The following is a 16,704-nucleotide window of genomic DNA, read 5'->3' on the forward strand; positions in this document are numbered from 1 at the left end:
GCTTATTTTCACTTGAGGTCAGACTGCACCTGATGAATAGGTTTTGCCCACGGATTCTTAGCCTGAACGTCTGCCGGCAGGCTTGTCACCGCGCGTTTTGCATCGTCTTTCGTGGCATAAACACCGCTCACCAGCACGAACCAAGGCTGACCGTTACGCTGAGTCTGGTAAACCATATAGTGCTGCAGATTCTCTTTTTTCGCCCACGCATTCAGGTTTGCGGAGTTTGAAGAAGAGCTCAGCTGCAGCGTGTAGTGGCTGCCTGGCGCACTCTTAATGGCGCTCGCATCCCCCGTTACCGTGCCGCCAGTGCTGGCCGTCGCTGCAGCTTGCGGTGCTGCTTTTGGCGCAGTAGATGCTGTTGCTTTCGGAGCCGGGGTTGAAGTAGCTGCGCTGGTTGATGGTGCAGTGACCGGAGCTGAAACCGCCGGGGCAGGTTCGCTACGTTTCACCGTTGCCACTGGTTTGCTTTCAGCTTTCACCTGTGGTTTAGGCTCGGCTTTACGCACAGGCTCAATCACCGTTTTCTTGCGCTCAGGACGAGATTCAACGGTGCGGGTTGGCTCCTGGGTACCGGCCAGCTTACGCGGTTCGGTTTTGCTGCCAGCGATTGGCGCGACGGTAGCGGGTTCAGTTGGCAGCGTGGAATTGCTCACCACGTTGTCAATCTGGCCCTGTTGCTGAGGCTGAGGCTGAGGCTGAGTCAGGGCGTTATTCAGGTTTCCAGGAACCTCAACGCGCTGCTGCCCTTCCGGCTGCGGCTGCGTCTGAGCCTGGGTTGGTGTAGAAGAAATAGGTGGCAGGGAAACATCCTGCGGATTCTGCTGGCCAGCCGCTGGGGTATTCCCTGCCTGTGGCTGAGCAGCATTTGCCTGGTCGGCAGGTGCCGCACCGTTCGAACCGGAGAGATCGATGCTCTTCTCCGCGCCTGGTTTTTGCTCGGCAGTATCTGGGGTAGATGAAGGTGCTTTCAGGGCTGAACCGATGCCGATGATAAGCAGCAGCAGGACCAGAATCCCGACGCCCATCATGATGTGCTGGCGAGAAGCAGGTGCTTTCTGTTTTGCTGCCTTTTTACGCCCACGCGCCGGACGAGGCTCTGCGGCCAGGCCGTCATCACCTTCGTACTCTTCCTCAACCTCTTCTTCACGCTCACGGCGTGAACGAGAAGGACGACGATCGTCCGCATCAAGATCGACGTCATCAACGTTGATCTGCGGTTCTTTATCGAACTCGTCAGGTTTGCGGGAACGCCCAGGACGACGATCGCTTGGATCGGGTTTCAGCTCGTCTTCTGGTTTAAACTCATCCATTTAACACCCCACTCAAAGGCGTATGCTCATCTCTGCATCACGCCCGAAGTTAAATACTATAAAAATTCTAGTTGTTAAGCCTGCTGGCAATCAGCAATGGCTGATAGAACGACATCGTGCGGTACTCCACCGCGCACTTCACTCTTCCCTATCGCCAGCGGCAGAATCAAACGCAGCTCGCCGGCTAATACTTTTTTGTCACGCATCATGTGGGGCATATACGCGTCAGGGGACATTTCCTGCGGCCCGTTAACCGGTAACCCGGCTCGCACCAGCAGCGCAATCACGCGCTGAACTTCTGCCTCACTGAATTGACCCAGGCGCTGAGCGGTACGCGCCGCCATCACCATTCCGGCCGCCACGGCTTCGCCATGCAGCCAGTTGCCATAGCCCATTTCAGCTTCAATGGCATGGCCAAACGTATGACCCAGATTCAGTAAAGCACGTAAGCCGCTTTCTCGCTCGTCTGCGGCAACAACTTCGGCTTTCAGCTCACAACAACGACGAATGCAGTACGCCATTGCCTTGCCGTCCAGCTTTAACAATGCGTCGATGTTTTCTTCCAGCCAGTCAAAGAACTCGCCGTCCAGAATGATGCCGTATTTAATGACTTCCGCCAGGCCCGAAGCCAGCTCCCGAGCAGGCAAAGTCGACAGGCAGTCGAGATCCACCACCACCGAAGCGGGCTGGTAAAACGCGCCAATCATGTTTTTGCCGAGGGGATGGTTAACGGCAGTTTTACCGCCAACGGAGGAGTCCACCTGCGAAAGCAGTGTGGTAGGGACCTGGATAAAACGCACCCCGCGCTGATAGCTCGCTGCGGCAAAACCGGTTAAATCGCCCACAACGCCACCGCCTAAAGCAATCAAGGTGGTGTCGCGGCCGTGAGGTTTTTCCAACAGCGCCGTAAAGACGGTATCAAGCACCGCAAGGCTTTTAAACTGCTCGCCATCCGGAAGAATGACGGTATCCACTTTAACGCCTGCCTGTTCCAGAAGACCACGAACCTTGTCCAGATAGAGCGGTGCAAGGGTTTCATTGGTAACCAGCATGGTCTGGTCGCCAGCCTTCAGCGGCCAAAAGGAAGCCGGGTCATTGAATAACCCGGCGGCAATGGTAATAGGGTAACTACGTTCCCCGAGAGTGACTGTCAGCCTCTCCATTACGCGGAGCCCACCTTATTGTTGCTTTGCCCGCAGGCGTTTCTTGATTAAGCCAGAATCAGTTGCTTTCCAGCATATGAATGATCTGGTTTGCGACCACTTTGGCGCTTTGATCATCGGTGCGAATTGTGACATCGGCAATCTCTTCATACAGCGGATTGCGTTCACCTGCCAGCGCTTCCAGAACTTCACGAGGTGGAGTCTCAACCTGCAGCAGCGGACGTTTTTTATCGCGCTGAGTACGTGCAAGCTGTTTCTCAATCGTGGTTTCAAGATAAACCACTACGCCACGGGCGGAAAGACGATTGCGGGTTTCACGAGATTTCACAGAACCGCCACCGGTAGCCAGCACGATGCCCTGTTTTTCAGTGAGTTCGTTGATGATTTTTTCTTCGCGATCGCGGAAGCCTTCTTCGCCTTCAACGTCGAATACCCAGCCCACATCAGCTCCGGTACGTTTCTCAATCTCTTGATCAGAATCGAAAAATTCCATATTGAGTTGCTGAGCTAACTGACGCCCAATAGTGCTTTTGCCGGCACCCATAGGCCCAACCAGAAAGATATTGCGTTTCTCTGCCATTTTTTCGGTACTACTAAGACAATTCGTTGATGATAAACCCGCCCGGTAACAACTTGCTGCGGCGGGACATGAACTGAAACCTCATAAGCGTGAGTTCGAGAATCAGACTAAAAATTATCTCAACACTCAAGGGGGTTTGGCAACCGAATAAATCACCTGGCGCCCAGCTTGGGACGAAAACCGTGCGCCAGCTTTACCGGCCGCAGGCTCTCAATACCCAGCCTCCCGAAACGGTACACCTTGTAAGCTAATTCCTCTCTGCCGTCAAACACCTGGGCGCTGTTTGGCAGAAAAACCCGCAGGCGGAAGAGGAAACACGCTAAGGTAATGCAATCAACCTGGGCGTAATGAACACGACCAATTCCCGACGTTGGTGCTTTTTCCCGTCGTGCCGGAACAATTGGCCGATAAAAGGAATATTTCCCAGTAAAGGAACGCTATCCCTGGTGTGGTTGTTCTGCTGCTGGAAGATTCCGCCTAACGCCAACGTCTCACCGTCCTTCACCTCGACCTGCGTTTCAATCTCTTGCTTATCAATGGCGAGGGCTTCCCCATCTGCGTGCTGGATGCTGCGTCCTGGCATATTTTGACTGATGCGAAGCTGCAGGCGAATGGTTCCGTGGTGACTTATCGTCGGCATGACCTCCATACCTAACACCGCCTCCTTAAATTCCACCGACGTGGCTTCATTCTTGCCATTAGAGACTTGATACGGGATTTCAGTACCCTGCTTGATGCTGGCAGACTGTTGGTGTGCGACCAGCAAGCGTGGGCTGGCGATGATTTCCAGCTGTTGCTGCTGCTCCAGCGCGCTGAGTTCAAGCTCAAGCATACGGCCGTTGATCCGGCCAATATTAAACCCTACCGTTGTGGTTGCCGCGTTTACGGCTAACTCACTTGAGACAGTTGTGGTTTGGTATAACCCGGATGCCGTCTCACCTACCGGGGCGCTCCACTTCACGCCAAGCTCTCGCAGCTTATCCTGGTTGATGGTGACAATATGCGCGGACAGCTCGACCTGCCCCATCGAAACATCCATATCTTTAATCCAGGCCGCAACACGCTTTTGCGCCTGCTGGCTGTCGCGCACCACCAGCCGGTTTGTGCGTTTATCCACGGTAATGCCGCCCCTGGGTCCAAGTAGTTTTTCTTCATTAGCTTTGATCCCCGCGGCAAGGTCGGCAACTTCAGCATATCGCGGCGTATAAACCGCTTGTACCAGCGGCTGCTCAAGCGCTTTTTGCTTACGAGCGGCCTCTTGCTGAGCGCGCCGTTGCGCCGGATCCTGTTTCTGCTGGATTTGAAGAATATTGCCCGTCTTCGACGAAGTCAGGTTTGCTAATCTGAGTACCTGCTGGAAAGCCTGCTCCCACGACACATCGGCCAAACGTAGCGAGAGATTCCCCGTCACATCAGGCGCAATCATCACGTTAAAGTTTTGCTGCTCGGCCAGCGCCTGCAACACCTGTACGACAGGCGTTTCATCTAGCGTCAGAGTGACGCGATTATTCGTCCACGCCGTCAGGGGCATCAGTATCAGTACGCCTGCCACGATGTGCCTTATCATTAACTCTTCCCTCTATTTTCCAGTGGTAGTAGCGTCCTTCGCAGGCGCCGGTGAGCGAAGCTCTCAGCTGCCGCTCAAGAAGCGTGGTCACCTGCACACCAGGCTCCAGAAACAAACCTTCTTTTACCCTTTGCCAGCGTTTCCCCGAGAATTGCATTAAGGCAATACTTTCTGCAGAGCCAGTCGGGTAAAACACGCCGCGTAACTGCCAGCCATCAAGCCGCTTAAGCAGCGCTTCACAGGGTGATACGGGTAAAAGAAAAGGATTACGCGGTGACGACTGCAGAGGCGAGCTGAGTGCGGCCAGTAACATCCAACTAGCGGCTTTCATCGATAAACTCCAGAGTAAGCAAAACCCGCACTTTTTCCCCGGCCTCACTCAAGATAAACGCCGGTATCTTCAGGCTTGAATAGCCGGTCAGTTCCTTAAAAAGGGGCGGCACATTGGGCCAGGGAAGCAGCATTTCCAACACAGAATGTCGCGGTTCAGGCCGCCACATCACCAGTCTCCCGCCGGACCGTTTTACCGCAGCCATGGCAGAAAACGTCTCCAGCGGCACCGCATCAGGCAGCGGCTCTGGTTTCGGCAAAACGGCAATTTTCCGCTGCTGCGAGAGCACATGCTGCCAGCGCTGCTGGTTGTGCTGTTCCTTCACCTGCAATTCCTGTCGCAGGGGCCAAACCAGCAGCCATAAGCAGGCTAAAGCGGTTAATAACAGACACACCAACAGGCTCAACACCCGATATGCAACATGCCCGTCAATGAGGCGCTCCAGGTTACTGAGCATGCTCGCCATCCGTGGTGTTTAAGATGAAGGTAAAGACCAGACCTTTGTGTTTTTCATCGCGCAACTCACCGGGCTTGACCTTAAACGCCCCGGGTAAATCAGCCAGAACTGCTTCAACCTGCACCAGTTCCCGTGCATCTCCCGCTACGCCAGAGATGGTTGCGCTTTCATTTTGCCAGCTAACACTCTGCAGCCAGCTGTTTTCGGGCAAGCGTGAGGCCAGCATATTCAGCACGTTTTCCCAACGTGAAATGTTGCCTTTCCGCATCCCCTCCGCCTGCAATATTGCCCACCGCTGCTGGTTATCTTTCAACTCTGTTAGTTGACGTGATAACAGCGCCTTCAGGGCGGACTCCTGCACCTCATATTGGGTTGACTGGGCCTGTTGCCAGCGCACTTTCATGGCGAGAAACTGAGTCCAGAGCAGCATCAGCCCCATCATTAAAAGCACGCCACATATGAGAAGGCTGCCCCAAAGTTTTAGCCGATGACGGCGTTTTAACGGCCGCCATGGCAGAAGATTCATCAGCGGCATCATTAGCGTTCGGCTCCCAGAGCGAGCCCCAAAGCGAGCGTGTAAAGCCCGCCATGACGCGGCAACGGCGGCTGCTGGCGGACAAGGGGTTGCCAGGCATTCAGCCTTTCTGCTCCGGCAGGCCAGGAGCGCCCGGCATCGGCATGGCTAAAGGCAATTTCGTCGGCGCTGGCCTCCAACTGCTGACATAGAGCCGGGAAATCCACTGTTTGCCGTTTATCCAGCCAACCGGAACGTTTGCGGTTATTGACTGATGCCCACAGCCAGTAGCCCGGCTCTTCATGAACCAGAAAACGACAATGCGCTGGATAACAATTCTGAGGCAAGGCGCTCAGAATTTTGTCTCCCGGCGTTATCGTACGGGGAAAGAGATTCATGCTGGCAAAAATGGCCTGCAATGCAGCAATATCCGCCTGTTTCGCCGCCGTCACGGAAAATGACGAATCATCCTCCAGGTAGTCGTAGCAAAGTTGTTCCGAGGGCATTTGCAACTGGCGAGCCGTTGCACCCGAGATATACTTCTCTTGAGCCGATTCCTGTAACCGCTGGGGAGGCCTGGGAACCTGGCGTTGCAAAGCCCTCTGTGCAGGAAAACCAACCCGCAGATGATGGCGCACGGGGATTTCTTTACGCCATGCGGCAAGTACCTCGCGCAGTGTGTCCAGTTCGGGTAACATGCCGTCCGCAAGTGTTTGTTTCGGGAAAGGTAAATGCCACCAATGGCGCAACTGCCACCCTTGCCGGTGCCACTGTACGGCTGCGGCACGTATGCCCTCCGCCTGAATATCCAGGCCAATCCGCCAACCAGGAAACATCATGGTTTCGATCTCCTTATCCAGATGATAAACAGCCCTGACCCCGAAACAGTAACGGGTATATCAAAGCTCCTGGCTTGCCTTTATACTACCGCGCGGTTGTTTAGAAACTGCCCAATTGAAACCTGATGGGAAATTTAAGGTGAAGTTCGTAAAGTATTTATTAATCCTTGCAGTCTGTTGCGTTCTGCTGGGAGCTGGCTCGATTTACGGTTTATACAAATACATCGAGCCCCAGTTGCCCGACGTGGCGACATTGAGAGATGTGCGACTGCAGATTCCAATGCAGGTTTACAGCGCTGACGGCGAGCTTATTGCTCAGTACGGCGAAAAACGCCGTATTCCACTGACCCTGAACCAGATCCCTCCGGTGATGGTAAAAGCGTTTATCGCAACAGAAGACAGCCGCTTTTATGAGCACCACGGCGTTGACCCGGTGGGCATCTTCCGTGCTGCAAGCGTAGCGCTGTTCTCAGGCCATGCTTCTCAGGGCGCAAGTACCATAACGCAGCAGTTGGCGCGTAACTTCTTCCTGAGCCCCGAACGCACCCTGATGCGTAAAATTAAGGAAGCGTTTCTTGCGGTTCGCATTGAACAGATGCTGAACAAAGACGAGATCCTTGAGCTCTACCTGAACAAAATCTACCTCGGTTACCGCGCCTATGGCGTCGGCGCTGCCGCTCAGGTTTACTTCGGCAAAACGGTCGATCAGTTGACCCTGAGCGAGATGGCGGTGATTGCCGGGCTGCCTAAAGCGCCGTCAACGTTTAACCCGCTGTACTCCATGGATCGTTCAACGGCACGCCGTAACGTGGTGCTGTCGCGCATGCTGAGCGAAGGTTACATCAGCCAAAGCCAGTACGATGAAGCACGTAGTCAGCCGATTGACGCCAGCTATCACACGCCTGAAATCGCCTTCTCCGCGCCATATCTTTCAGAGCTGGTGCGTCAGGACATGGTCGCCCGCTACGGCGATAAAGCCTACGAAGATGGCTACAAGGTTTACACCACGCTGAGCCGTAAAATTCAGCAGGGTGCCCAGGATGCCGTCCGCAACAACGTCATGGCCTACGACATGCGCCATGGCTACCGCGGCCCATCTAATGTGCTGTGGAAAGTGGGAGAAAGCGCCTGGGATAAGAAAAAAATCACCGATTCGCTGAAAAGCCTTCCGGTTTATGGCCCGCTCTTCCCGGCGGTTGTCACCCGCGCCGTACCTGATGAAGCCACGGCCATGCTGGCCGACGGCAGCTCTGTTTCACTGAGTATGGAAGGCATGCGCTGGGCGCGTCCGTATCGTTCCGACACCGCGCAAGGCGCTACGCCACGCAAAGTAACGGACGTGGTACAGGCCGGACAGCAGATTTGGGTACGCAAGGTGGACGATGCCTGGTGGCTTAGCCAGGTGCCCGACGTTAACTCGGCGCTGGTTTCACTCAATCCACACGATGGCGCCGTGCTGGCGCTGGTCGGCGGTTTTGACTTTAACCAAAGCAAGTTCAACCGTGCGACCCAGGCGCTGCGCCAGGTAGGGTCAAACATCAAACCTTTCCTGTATACCGCAGCCATGGACAAAGGCCTGACGCTGGCAAGCATTCTTAATGACGTGCCTATTTCACGCTGGGATGCCGGGGCAGGCTCCGACTGGCGGCCGAAGAACTCTCCGGCCCAATATGCCGGGCCGATTCGTCTGCGTCAGGGTCTGGGCCAGTCCAAGAACGTAGTGATGGTACGTGCGATGCGGGCGATGGGCGTCGATTATGCCGCAGAATATCTGCAGCGCTTTGGCTTCCCTGCAGCAAATATTGTGCATACCGAATCGCTGGCCCTGGGCTCCGCCTCATTTACGCCAATGCAGGTTGCCCGCGGTTACTCCGTCATGGCAAACGGCGGCTTCCTGGTTGACCCTTACTACATCACCAAAATCGTCGACGACGCGGGTAATACCGTGTTTGAGACCAGGCCTAAGGTTGCCTGTGCCAGCTGCGATATTCCGGTCATTTACGGCGATACGCCAAAATCAACGGTACTGGAAAACCAGGACGTAGAAGACGTTGCCGTTTCGCAAACGCCGCAAAACAGCAGCGTACCGATGCCTCAACTGGAGCAAGCTAACCGCGGTCTGGTGGCAAAAGCACAGGGCGAGGAGTATGCACCACACGTGATCAACACGCCGCTGTCTTTCCTGATCAAAAGTGCGCTTAACAGCAACATTTATGGTGAGCCGGGCTGGCAGGGAACCGGCTGGCGAGCAGGCCGTGATTTGAAGCGTAAGGATATCGGCGGCAAAACCGGGACAACCAACAGTTCGAAAGATGCCTGGTTCTCCGGTTACGGCCCGGGCGTGGTCACGTCAGTCTGGATTGGCTTTGACGACCACCGCCGCGACCTTGGCCGCACCACGGCTTCAGGCGCGATTAAAGATCAGATCTCCGGCTACGAAGGCGGCGCGAAGAGCGCCCAGCCAGCCTGGGATGATTTCATGAAAATCGCGCTGGCGGGTGTGCCAGAAGAGCCGATGACGCCACCACCGGGTATCGTCACTGTCAATATTGATCGCAGTACCGGGCAGTTAGCCAACGGCGGCAACAGTCGTGAAGAGTATTTCATCGAAGGTACGCAGCCTACGCAACAGGCCGTGCATGAAGTAGGCACGACGCTTATCGATAACGGGGAAGAGCACGAGCTGTTCTAATCCAACCCAAAATAGTAAAGGGCCGCTTAGCGGCCCTTTTTCATTCTTTAGCGGTCAGTCTTTCAGCCTGCCCTGCTGCCTTAACCATTCCCGGACAAGGAACAAAGCGCTGACGTTACGCGCCTCGCTGAAATCATCTTCATTGAGCAAATCCATCATGTTCGCCAGCGGCCACCGTACTTGCGGCAGTTCTTCCGGCTCATCCCCTTCCAGGGATTCGGGATACAGATCTTCCGCAATCACAATGTTCATTTTGCTCGAGAAATAGGACGGGGCCATCGTCAGCTTTTTCAGAAACGTTAGCCGGTTCGCGCCAAAGCCCACTTCTTCTTTCAGCTCACGGTTAGCGGCCTCAAATACCGTTTCGCCCGGGTCGATCAGCCCTTTAGAGAACCCAAGTTCATAGGATTCTGTGCCTACCGCGTATTCACGGATTAAGATCAAGTGGTCATCAACAACAGGCACTATCATTACCGCCTCGCGGGAAGACGGTTTCATGCGTTCGTAGACGCGGCGAACGCCATTGCTAAATTCCAGATCCACCGTTTCGACATTAAACAGCCGCGAACGCGCCACGGTTTCGACATTTAAAATCGTTGGTTTTATTAGTGATTTGCTCATGTGGCCGGGTTCAACAGTGAAAGAGGTAAGTTATTGTGCGGTATGCCGCACATATCGTGCAACGAGCATTGGCTATTATTTACATTTTTGTAACGTTTGGCGCGCTAAAACACGTAATTTTACCCGCTGTCAAGGCAGGTACTATTGAATAGGAATTTACTTGTATTTCGGACGAAGTCGCTTTGCTAACATTGTGTTACTGTAAGTCGGTCGCCTTAAAAATAGCTCAAGTTTGCAGCTTTACCTGCCGATAATGACTTCTGACTCCTTAACCATTTGAAAGGCCGATCTTTTGCCGAGTTTGATGAAAAAGACGATTGTTTGATGGGGAAAGCATGAGCACCTTATTATTTCTGTTAGCTGCTATGCTGGCCTGCGCACTGATTGCCGGATGGCTGATTTGGCGAAGCCTGAAGCTACGTGCCCAGGTTTCGCACGATCGTTCCTTCTCCGGTGCCACCACGCGCAAACTAACCCCAGAAGAGCGCGTTGCCGTCGAAAATTATCTCGAGCGTTATTCCCGTTCCCAGGAGCTGATTGGCCCCTCCGGCGCGAGCAATCCACTGCCAAGACTAACGCTCACCGCGCAAAGCAGTACAGTTTTCTCCCTGACCCGGTCGATCACTCGCTACGGCCTCTCTGCCGATGACGCCAATAAATGGCGTTATTACCTTGATTCTGTTGAAGTTCACCTCCCGCCGCTCTGGGAGCAGTACATCACCAACGATAACGACGTAGAGCTGATTCGGACGAGCAGCATCCCGCTGGTGATTTCGCTCAATGGCAATACGCTGCAAAACGATACGCTGGATGTGCAGCAGTACGCCCTGGAAGGCTATTCAGGCACTCAGGCCTCCATTCGCGGCGAAGAAAGCGAGCAAATCGAGCTGCTAAACATTCGCCAGGAAACTCAGGAAGAGTATTCCCTGAGCCGCCCCGACGGCGTGCGCGAAGCCGCGCTTATTTGCATCGCTTTTATCATGCTGTTCCTGAGTCTCGTGACGCCGTCGGTGTTCCTGCCCTGGTTAATTGGCGGCGCCGTCCTGCTGATTGCCGCCGGTTTGTGGGGCCTGTTTGCCCCGCCGGCGAAAACGGCATTGCGCGAGATCCACTGCCTGCGCGGCACACCCAAACGCTGGGGGCTGTTCGGCGAGTCTGACCAGGAACAGATGAACAACATCTCCCTGGGCATTATCGATCTGGTGTATCCGCCCCACTGGCAGCCTTTTGTGGCTCAGGATCTGGGGCAGAAAACCGATATTGATATCTATCTTGACCGCCATGTGGTGCGTCAGGGACGTTTCCTTTCACTCCATGATGAAGTGCGTAACTTCCCGCTACAGCACTGGGTGCGTAACCTGCTGGTTGCCGCCGGCGCGCTGCTGGTCCTGCTGATGATGACTATTTGGGTGCCGCTGGAAATGCCTATCAAGCTTAGCGCCTCATGGTTGAAGGGCGCTCAGTCCATCGAAGCCACCAGCGTTGAGGAACTCGCCAAATACAAGCTGCAGGTAGGCGATACGCTGAGAGTGAATGGCACGGGGATGTGTAATATTCAAACGCCAGGCGGTTATCGCTCGCGGCAAAACTTCCCATTCACCCCCTTCGACTGCTCGCAGATCATCTGGAATACCGCCCGCCCTCTGCCCTTGCCGGAGTCCGACATCATGGACAAAGCGGTTGCTCTGACCAAAGCCGTCAGCGGGCAAATTCATCCTCAGGGTGGAGAAGGTGACAGCAAAGTTAACCCACAGCTCGCGGACGCCATTCAGAAATCAGGCATGGTCCTGCTGGATGATTTTGCCGGGATTGTGAAAAAAACCCAAGCGCTGTGTACCGCAGAAGAAGAGTGCGTCCGCCTGAAGAATGCGCTAGTAAACCTGGGCAACACTAAAGACTGGGATTCCCTGATCAAGCGCGCGGATTCAGGAAAACTGACCGGGGTGAACGTCCTTCTACGGCCAGTTAGCGCCGAGTCGCTGGATAACCTGGTGGCCACCTCAACCGCACCTTTCTTTATTCGTGAAACCGCCCGCGCCGCACAGGCATTAAATAGCCCTGCCCCAGGCGGGTACATCATCATCAACGATGAAGGTGGTGATTTCGTAGACCAGCCACTGCCGCCAATGTCGCTGTATGACTTCCCGGCCCAGGAACAATGGACCGAATTCCAGCGACTTGCAGAAATGCTGCTGCACACGCCGTTCCACGCCGAAGGGATCATTACCGGCATTTACACGGATGCCAACGGCACACAGCACGTCACCCTGCATCGGATCTCAGACACTCATAGCCTCTGGAGTTACATCGGCATTTCTCTGATGCTGATTGCGATGTTGGCCTGCGCCGCGATAAACGGCGTTCTGGCGGTGACTCGCTATCGCCGTGCCAGTACGCGACTGGCTGAAATTCAGCGCTATTATGATAGCTGCCTCAACCCCACACTGACTCCGCCTACGCCGCTGAAGTAGCCGCTACGGGTAAACTTTGCGTACCGGGTTGTGCTACCCTGGTACGCTATTTTCCCTCAATCGAGACTAAAGCTATGTCTGGTGCTATTGCCTGGCAGGACGTGGACACCCTGCTGCTGGATATGGACGGGACCCTGTTGGACCTGGCCTTTGATAACCATTTCTGGAAAAAGCTGGTGCCGGAAACCCTTAGCCTTCAGCGCGGCATTCCGTTGCAGGACGCGTATGAATTAATTTCCCGCGAATACCACGCCGTGCAGCATACGCTAAACTGGTACTGTCTCGACTACTGGAGCGAACGCCTCGGGCTGGATATCTGTGGCATGACCACCGAACAGGGGCCAAAGGCCGCGCTGCGTGAAGATACCGTGCCGTTTCTTGAAGCGGCGAAAGCCAGCGGCAAGCGCCGCATTCTGCTCACCAATGCGCACCCGCATAACCTGGCGGTGAAGCTTGAGCACACGGGTTTGAACCAGCACCTTGATTTATTACTTTCCACCCACACATTTGGTTATCCGAAAGAAGATCAGCGTTTATGGCAGGCGGTGGCCGGGCATACCGGATTCGATGCGGCCCGAACCGTCTTTATCGACGACAGCGAAGCGATTCTTGATGCAGCCGCAACGTTTGGGATTCGCTACTGCTTTGGTGTCCTCAACCCGGACTCAGGTGAAGCGGAAAAAACGTTTGAGCGCCACCCAGGCCTGAGCGATTACCGTAGCCTGATCCCGTCGCTTTCCGATTAAGGAGGCGCAATGAAAGAAAAAACCGCCGAGGGCGTACGCCTGGATAAATGGCTGTGGGCCGCACGCTTTTACAAAACCCGTGCGGTGGCGCGGGAAATGGTTGAAGGCGGGAAAGTGCACTACAACGGCCAACGCAGCAAGCCGAGTAAACTGGTTGAGCTTCATGCGGTACTCACGCTGCGCCAGGGAAACGACGAGCGCACCGTAACCGTCCTGGGTATTACCGAACAGCGCAGGCCAGCCGCAGAAGCCTCTCAGCTTTATGAAGAGACGGCGGAAAGCATCGCCAAACGGGAAAAAGTGGCGCTGGCGCGCAAAATGAACGCGCTGACCATGCCGCATCCCGATCGCCGCCCGGATAAAAAAGAGCGGCGAGATTTGATGAAATTTAAACACGGTGGCGAAGCGTAAATTCGCCGACCAGTAAGAGAGATGACGATGACTCAACACGACCAACTACACCGCTATCTGTTTGAAAACCACGCCGTGCGCGGCGAGCTGGTGACGGTTTCCGAAACCTGGCAGCAGATCATGGAAAACCATGATTACCCGCAGCCGGTCAAAAAAATTCTGGGCGAACTGCTGGTCGCCACCAGCCTGCTGACCGCCACGCTGAAGTTTGACGGAGATATCACCGTTCAGCTTCAGGGCGATGGCCCGATGACGCTGGCCGTGATTAACGGCAACAACAAACAGCAAATGCGCGGCGTAGCGCGTGTACAGGGTGATATCCCGGCGGATGCTGCATTAAAAGATCTGGTGGGTAACGGTTATCTGGTGATCACCATCTCCCCAAGCGAAGGCGAGCGCTATCAGGGCGTGGTCGGTCTGGAAGGGGATACGCTGGCCGCCTGCCTGGAAGATTATTTCATGCGTTCCGAGCAGCTGCCAACTCGTCTGTTTATTCGTACCGGTGAAGTAGACGGTAAAGCGGCGGCGGGCGGTATGTTGCTGCAGGTTCTGCCGGCGCAAAACGCGGAAACCGACGACTTCAACCACCTCGCGACGCTGACCGAAACCATCAAGGCCGAAGAGCTGCTGACGCTACCAGCGAACGATGTGCTATGGCGCCTGTATCACGAAGAAGAAGTCACGCTGTACGATCCTCAGGACGTAGAGTTCAAATGCACCTGCTCACGCGAGCGCTGTGCTGACGCGCTGCGCACGCTGCCGGATGAAGAGGTCGACAGTATTCTGGCCGAAGATGGCGAAATCGACATGAACTGTGATTACTGTGGCAGCCGCTATGTGTTTGACTCCATGGACATCACGGCGATCCGCAACAATGCCTCTCCGGCGGATCCGCAGGTTCACTAAGTTTGCAAAACGCCTCCGATTGGAGGCGTTTTTTTTCAGCGGTAATAGTCGATTTTAACCCGCTGCCCCTGCACCATCACGTCCTGCCAGACCTTCGGCGCCGCCGTCAGTTTTCCTTCAGAAGCGGCCTGCTTCAGCGCTGACATCATCTGGTTTTTATCCAGATCCCGGGCCTGACCGATATCCTTCCAGTTCCCGTCTATCTTGCCGTACACTTTGCAGTAGCTCATTTCCGGCTGGCACAGCAGCCATTCATCCTGCCCGTCGCCGTTCAAATCCATCCCAACCAGCAGACACTTATCCTCGTCATCCAGACACTCGCGAGCCTGGTAACTTTCATCTTTTACCATGGCCTGCCACCACGCGTTTTCCGGCACGCGATTTTTATCCGCCAGCACGATACGCTGACGCAGAGATTCAACCGTCAGCTTCACCACCGCCACACCGCCCGTTTTGCCATTGCTCAACAGCATCGCCAATTGCCTTCTGCGATCGGGACTGGCGACAAACACCGGGTCTTTTTGCAGCTCGCTGAGCGCATCGTAGCCCCGCCGCCCGGCGTATTGCAGCATGGTCATACTCACCTTCTCGGGCTTCAGGACGCCGCTGTGGTAACGCGCCATTTGGTTATTAACGCTGATCCGGTAAGGGTCCAGAAGCGGGGAATTCACCGCGACCAGCAAGGCCAGCGCCAGCAAAAGCACCGCGCGGTTAATCCCTCCCGGCTGTAGAACAGTCTCCCGACGCTGGCGAACGAGCGTGACGACATAGCCAAAGGCCCACACCAATACGGTGAAGGTTATCAGCGCCGCATATACCCTCGTCGGCGTCCAGCCGTATGACGAAACGCGCAACCACAGCGCATAGCTTGCCAGCAAGGCATAAACCGGCGACAGCAATAACGTCAGCTTTATCGCACCATCAAGCAGAGCAGGATAAGGTCGGGTTTCTCTTTCCGGATGATAAGCCACTGCGGCAGTGCCCATCACCATCAGCGTCAGCGTGTTGAGCAGCGCATTACAGGAGAAGTGCAGTGAAATCGACCCCAGGCCAACCACCGGCAGCGTCGCCAAAAACATAAGAGAAATCAGCGACAGCAGCGGTAAAAGCCCCGTGGCAAAAACGCTGAAGAAATGTTTTACCGCGTTAATAGCCCGAACCTGGTCACGGCAAAGCGTTACCGCCAGCGCCGCTGCCGTACAGGTAGCAATCCAGGCAAACGCCGACGAACTGAAAAACAGGCGATCAAAGAAGGCGATATCCACCAGCTTAAATAACCCGGCCCAAAGCGCCAGCACGCCCCAGAAAAAGAGCACCAGCAGCCCGGTCAGCAGCAGAGTAATACCGTTCCGCCAGAGCTGGCCGTAGAATACCTGCCAGCCTCCCCAACCGCGATTCGAGTGCAGCCGCCCCTGCAGCCAGGGCAAGGTCAGAAACAGCATCACCGCCAGCGAACAGAGATACCCCAGCACAATATCGTGCCGACTCCAGCTTTCCAGCCCCTGGGTCGTCCAGTTCACCCAGCCGCTCATCAGCGCCACAATCGGCAAGGGGAGCAACGCCAGGCCCCAAAATCGCAGGCCATTGAAACGCACGGTGATAAGCGCCAGCGTCGCCGCCAGCACTACGGACAGGGAGCGCAGATACAGGGCTTGATTATCCCCTCGCAGCCAGATGCTACTCACCCTGTCTCCTTCGGTGAGGTACAGCACCACGCCTAAAAGAAACCCCACCAGCAAAATCCCCCAGCGGGTCGCCTTAGGCAACGGTTCAGACATGAACATAGTTGTCATCCCTTATTAGCTCATTTTTGACTTAGTGTAACGACCTGCTGCGACTTGCAAATGACGCTCTTGTTTCATTGCGTTGCGCATGAGAGCGCGTTCATTCACAAAGTTCTTCGTTATTATCCTAATTATTAACATATCTGCCATATTTTCCCCGAAAGCCAGCGAATTCCTGCCATACTCTGCCCCCGTTGCGGCATCCCCTGTGCATTTCCCCTGTTAAATTTAAGCAGGCGCGTAAATTTATGATAGTGGTCGCGGTTAACACCCCCTAAACAACCCTACAATATTCGGCAGTATAAATTG

15 protein-coding genes are annotated in these 16,704 nt (G+C 55.0%); 5 read left to right on the plus strand and 10 right to left on the minus strand.

Going from position 1 to position 16,704, the window contains the following annotated elements; translation table 11 throughout:
• Positions 1-8 precede the first annotated feature (8 nt).
• From damX to WFN87_RS12865, 8 genes are all read right to left on the minus strand, one after another.
• Entirely contained in the window at positions 9-1,313 is a 1,305-nt protein-coding gene (gene damX / locus WFN87_RS12830) for a cell division protein DamX (protein WP_336983118.1), read from the minus strand.
• 74 nt (positions 1,314-1,387) lie between these two features.
• Complete coding sequence (gene aroB, locus WFN87_RS12835) at positions 1,388-2,476, minus strand: 3-dehydroquinate synthase (RefSeq protein ID WP_008457835.1); 1,089 nt, start codon at positions 2,474-2,476, stop codon at positions 1,388-1,390.
• Positions 2,477-2,534: 58 nt separating this feature from the next.
• Complete coding sequence (gene aroK, locus WFN87_RS12840; RefSeq protein ID WP_008457837.1) at positions 2,535-3,056, minus strand: shikimate kinase AroK; 522 nt, start codon at positions 3,054-3,056, stop codon at positions 2,535-2,537.
• Positions 3,057-3,375: 319 nt separating this feature from the next.
• A complete protein-coding gene (gene pilQ / locus WFN87_RS12845; protein WP_336983117.1) occupies positions 3,376-4,623 on the minus strand; it encodes a type IV pilus secretin PilQ in 1,248 nt (415 codons plus the stop codon).
• Positions 4,562-4,954 carry a HofP DNA utilization family protein gene (locus WFN87_RS12850; RefSeq protein WP_336983116.1) on the minus strand — a complete coding sequence of 131 codons (393 nt, stop codon included), beginning with the start codon at positions 4,952-4,954 and terminating at the stop codon, positions 4,562-4,564. Before WFN87_RS12850 ends, pilQ begins: the two co-directional genes overlap by 62 nt.
• Positions 4,941-5,279: a HofO family protein gene (locus WFN87_RS12855; RefSeq protein WP_336983115.1), complete on the minus strand. Its 339-nt coding sequence runs from the start codon at positions 5,277-5,279 to the stop codon at positions 4,941-4,943. Before WFN87_RS12855 ends, WFN87_RS12850 begins: the two co-directional genes overlap by 14 nt.
• A gap of 121 nt (positions 5,280-5,400) precedes the next feature.
• Complete coding sequence (locus tag WFN87_RS12860; RefSeq protein ID WP_336983114.1) at positions 5,401-5,841, minus strand: PilN domain-containing protein; 441 nt, start codon at positions 5,839-5,841, stop codon at positions 5,401-5,403.
• Between the two features lie 107 nt (positions 5,842-5,948).
• Positions 5,949-6,764 (minus strand): pilus assembly protein, encoded by an 816-nt coding sequence (locus WFN87_RS12865; RefSeq protein ID WP_166994654.1) that lies wholly within the window; start codon positions 6,762-6,764, stop codon positions 5,949-5,951.
• Between the two features lie 139 nt (positions 6,765-6,903).
• Between WFN87_RS12865 and mrcA the strand changes: the two genes are divergently transcribed.
• Entirely contained in the window at positions 6,904-9,456 is a 2,553-nt protein-coding gene (gene mrcA / locus WFN87_RS12870) for a peptidoglycan glycosyltransferase/peptidoglycan DD-transpeptidase MrcA (protein WP_008457847.1), read from the plus strand.
• Positions 9,457-9,510: 54 nt separating this feature from the next.
• On the opposite strand, the gene nudE is transcribed toward mrcA, so the two are convergent.
• The gene (nudE, locus tag WFN87_RS12875) at positions 9,511-10,077 is read right to left on the minus strand and encodes an ADP compounds hydrolase NudE (protein WP_336706468.1); all 567 of its coding nucleotides are present in this window, start codon (positions 10,075-10,077) and stop codon (positions 9,511-9,513) included.
• 335 nt (positions 10,078-10,412) lie between these two features.
• Here nudE and WFN87_RS12880 point away from each other — a divergent pair, with 335 nt between their 5' ends.
• The 4 genes from WFN87_RS12880 to hslO all read left to right on the plus strand — a co-directional run bounded on the left by WFN87_RS12880 (position 10,413) and on the right by hslO (position 14,611).
• Positions 10,413-12,548, plus strand: a complete 2,136-nt coding sequence (locus WFN87_RS12880; protein ID WP_008457852.1) for an intracellular growth attenuator family protein — start codon at positions 10,413-10,415, stop codon at positions 12,546-12,548.
• 74 nt (positions 12,549-12,622) lie between these two features.
• Positions 12,623-13,294 (plus strand): GMP/IMP nucleotidase, encoded by a 672-nt coding sequence (yrfG, locus tag WFN87_RS12885; RefSeq protein ID WP_336983113.1) that lies wholly within the window; start codon positions 12,623-12,625, stop codon positions 13,292-13,294.
• Between the two features lie 9 nt (positions 13,295-13,303).
• Positions 13,304-13,705: a ribosome-associated heat shock protein Hsp15 gene (gene hslR, locus WFN87_RS12890; RefSeq protein ID WP_008457857.1), complete on the plus strand. Its 402-nt coding sequence runs from the start codon at positions 13,304-13,306 to the stop codon at positions 13,703-13,705.
• Between the two features lie 27 nt (positions 13,706-13,732).
• The gene (gene hslO / locus WFN87_RS12895; RefSeq protein WP_008457859.1) at positions 13,733-14,611 is read left to right on the plus strand and encodes an Hsp33 family molecular chaperone HslO; all 879 of its coding nucleotides are present in this window, start codon (positions 13,733-13,735) and stop codon (positions 14,609-14,611) included.
• Positions 14,612-14,646: 35 nt separating this feature from the next.
• Here the strand turns inward: hslO and WFN87_RS12900 are convergent, their stop codons facing one another.
• On the minus strand, positions 14,647-16,395 hold the full coding sequence (locus WFN87_RS12900) for a DUF4153 domain-containing protein (RefSeq protein ID WP_166994660.1): 1,749 nt from the start codon (positions 16,393-16,395) through the stop codon (positions 14,647-14,649).
• Positions 16,396-16,704: the final 309 nt, after the last annotated feature.

The sequence above is a fragment of the Cedecea sp. AS113 genome (assembly GCF_037152415.1).
Lineage (GTDB): Bacteria > Pseudomonadota > Gammaproteobacteria > Enterobacterales > Enterobacteriaceae > Cedecea.

Excerpts from the sequence above, each read along its gene's own strand:
- damX (WP_336983118.1), bottom strand. The coding sequence starts at position 1,313 with ATGGATGAGTTTAAACCAGAAGACGAGCTGAAACCCGATCCAAGCGAT.
- aroB (WP_008457835.1), bottom strand. The coding sequence starts at position 2,476 with ATGGAGAGGCTGACAGTCACTCTCGGGGAACGTAGTTACCCTATTACC.
- aroK (WP_008457837.1), bottom strand. The coding sequence starts at position 3,056 with ATGGCAGAGAAACGCAATATCTTTCTGGTTGGGCCTATGGGTGCCGGC.
- pilQ (WP_336983117.1), bottom strand. The coding sequence starts at position 4,623 with ATGATAAGGCACATCGTGGCAGGCGTACTGATACTGATGCCCCTGACG.
- WFN87_RS12850 (WP_336983116.1), bottom strand. The coding sequence starts at position 4,954 with ATGAAAGCCGCTAGTTGGATGTTACTGGCCGCACTCAGCTCGCCTCTG.
- WFN87_RS12860 (WP_336983114.1), bottom strand. The coding sequence starts at position 5,841 with ATGCTGCTCTGGACTCAGTTTCTCGCCATGAAAGTGCGCTGGCAACAG.
- WFN87_RS12865 (WP_166994654.1), bottom strand. The coding sequence starts at position 6,764 with ATGATGTTTCCTGGTTGGCGGATTGGCCTGGATATTCAGGCGGAGGGC.
- nudE (WP_336706468.1), bottom strand. The coding sequence starts at position 10,077 with ATGAGCAAATCACTAATAAAACCAACGATTTTAAATGTCGAAACCGTG.
- WFN87_RS12880 (WP_008457852.1), top strand. The coding sequence starts at position 10,413 with ATGAGCACCTTATTATTTCTGTTAGCTGCTATGCTGGCCTGCGCACTG.
- yrfG (WP_336983113.1), top strand. The coding sequence starts at position 12,623 with ATGTCTGGTGCTATTGCCTGGCAGGACGTGGACACCCTGCTGCTGGAT.
- hslR (WP_008457857.1), top strand. The coding sequence starts at position 13,304 with ATGAAAGAAAAAACCGCCGAGGGCGTACGCCTGGATAAATGGCTGTGG.
- hslO (WP_008457859.1), top strand. The coding sequence starts at position 13,733 with ATGACTCAACACGACCAACTACACCGCTATCTGTTTGAAAACCACGCC.
- WFN87_RS12900 (WP_166994660.1), bottom strand. The coding sequence starts at position 16,395 with ATGTTCATGTCTGAACCGTTGCCTAAGGCGACCCGCTGGGGGATTTTG.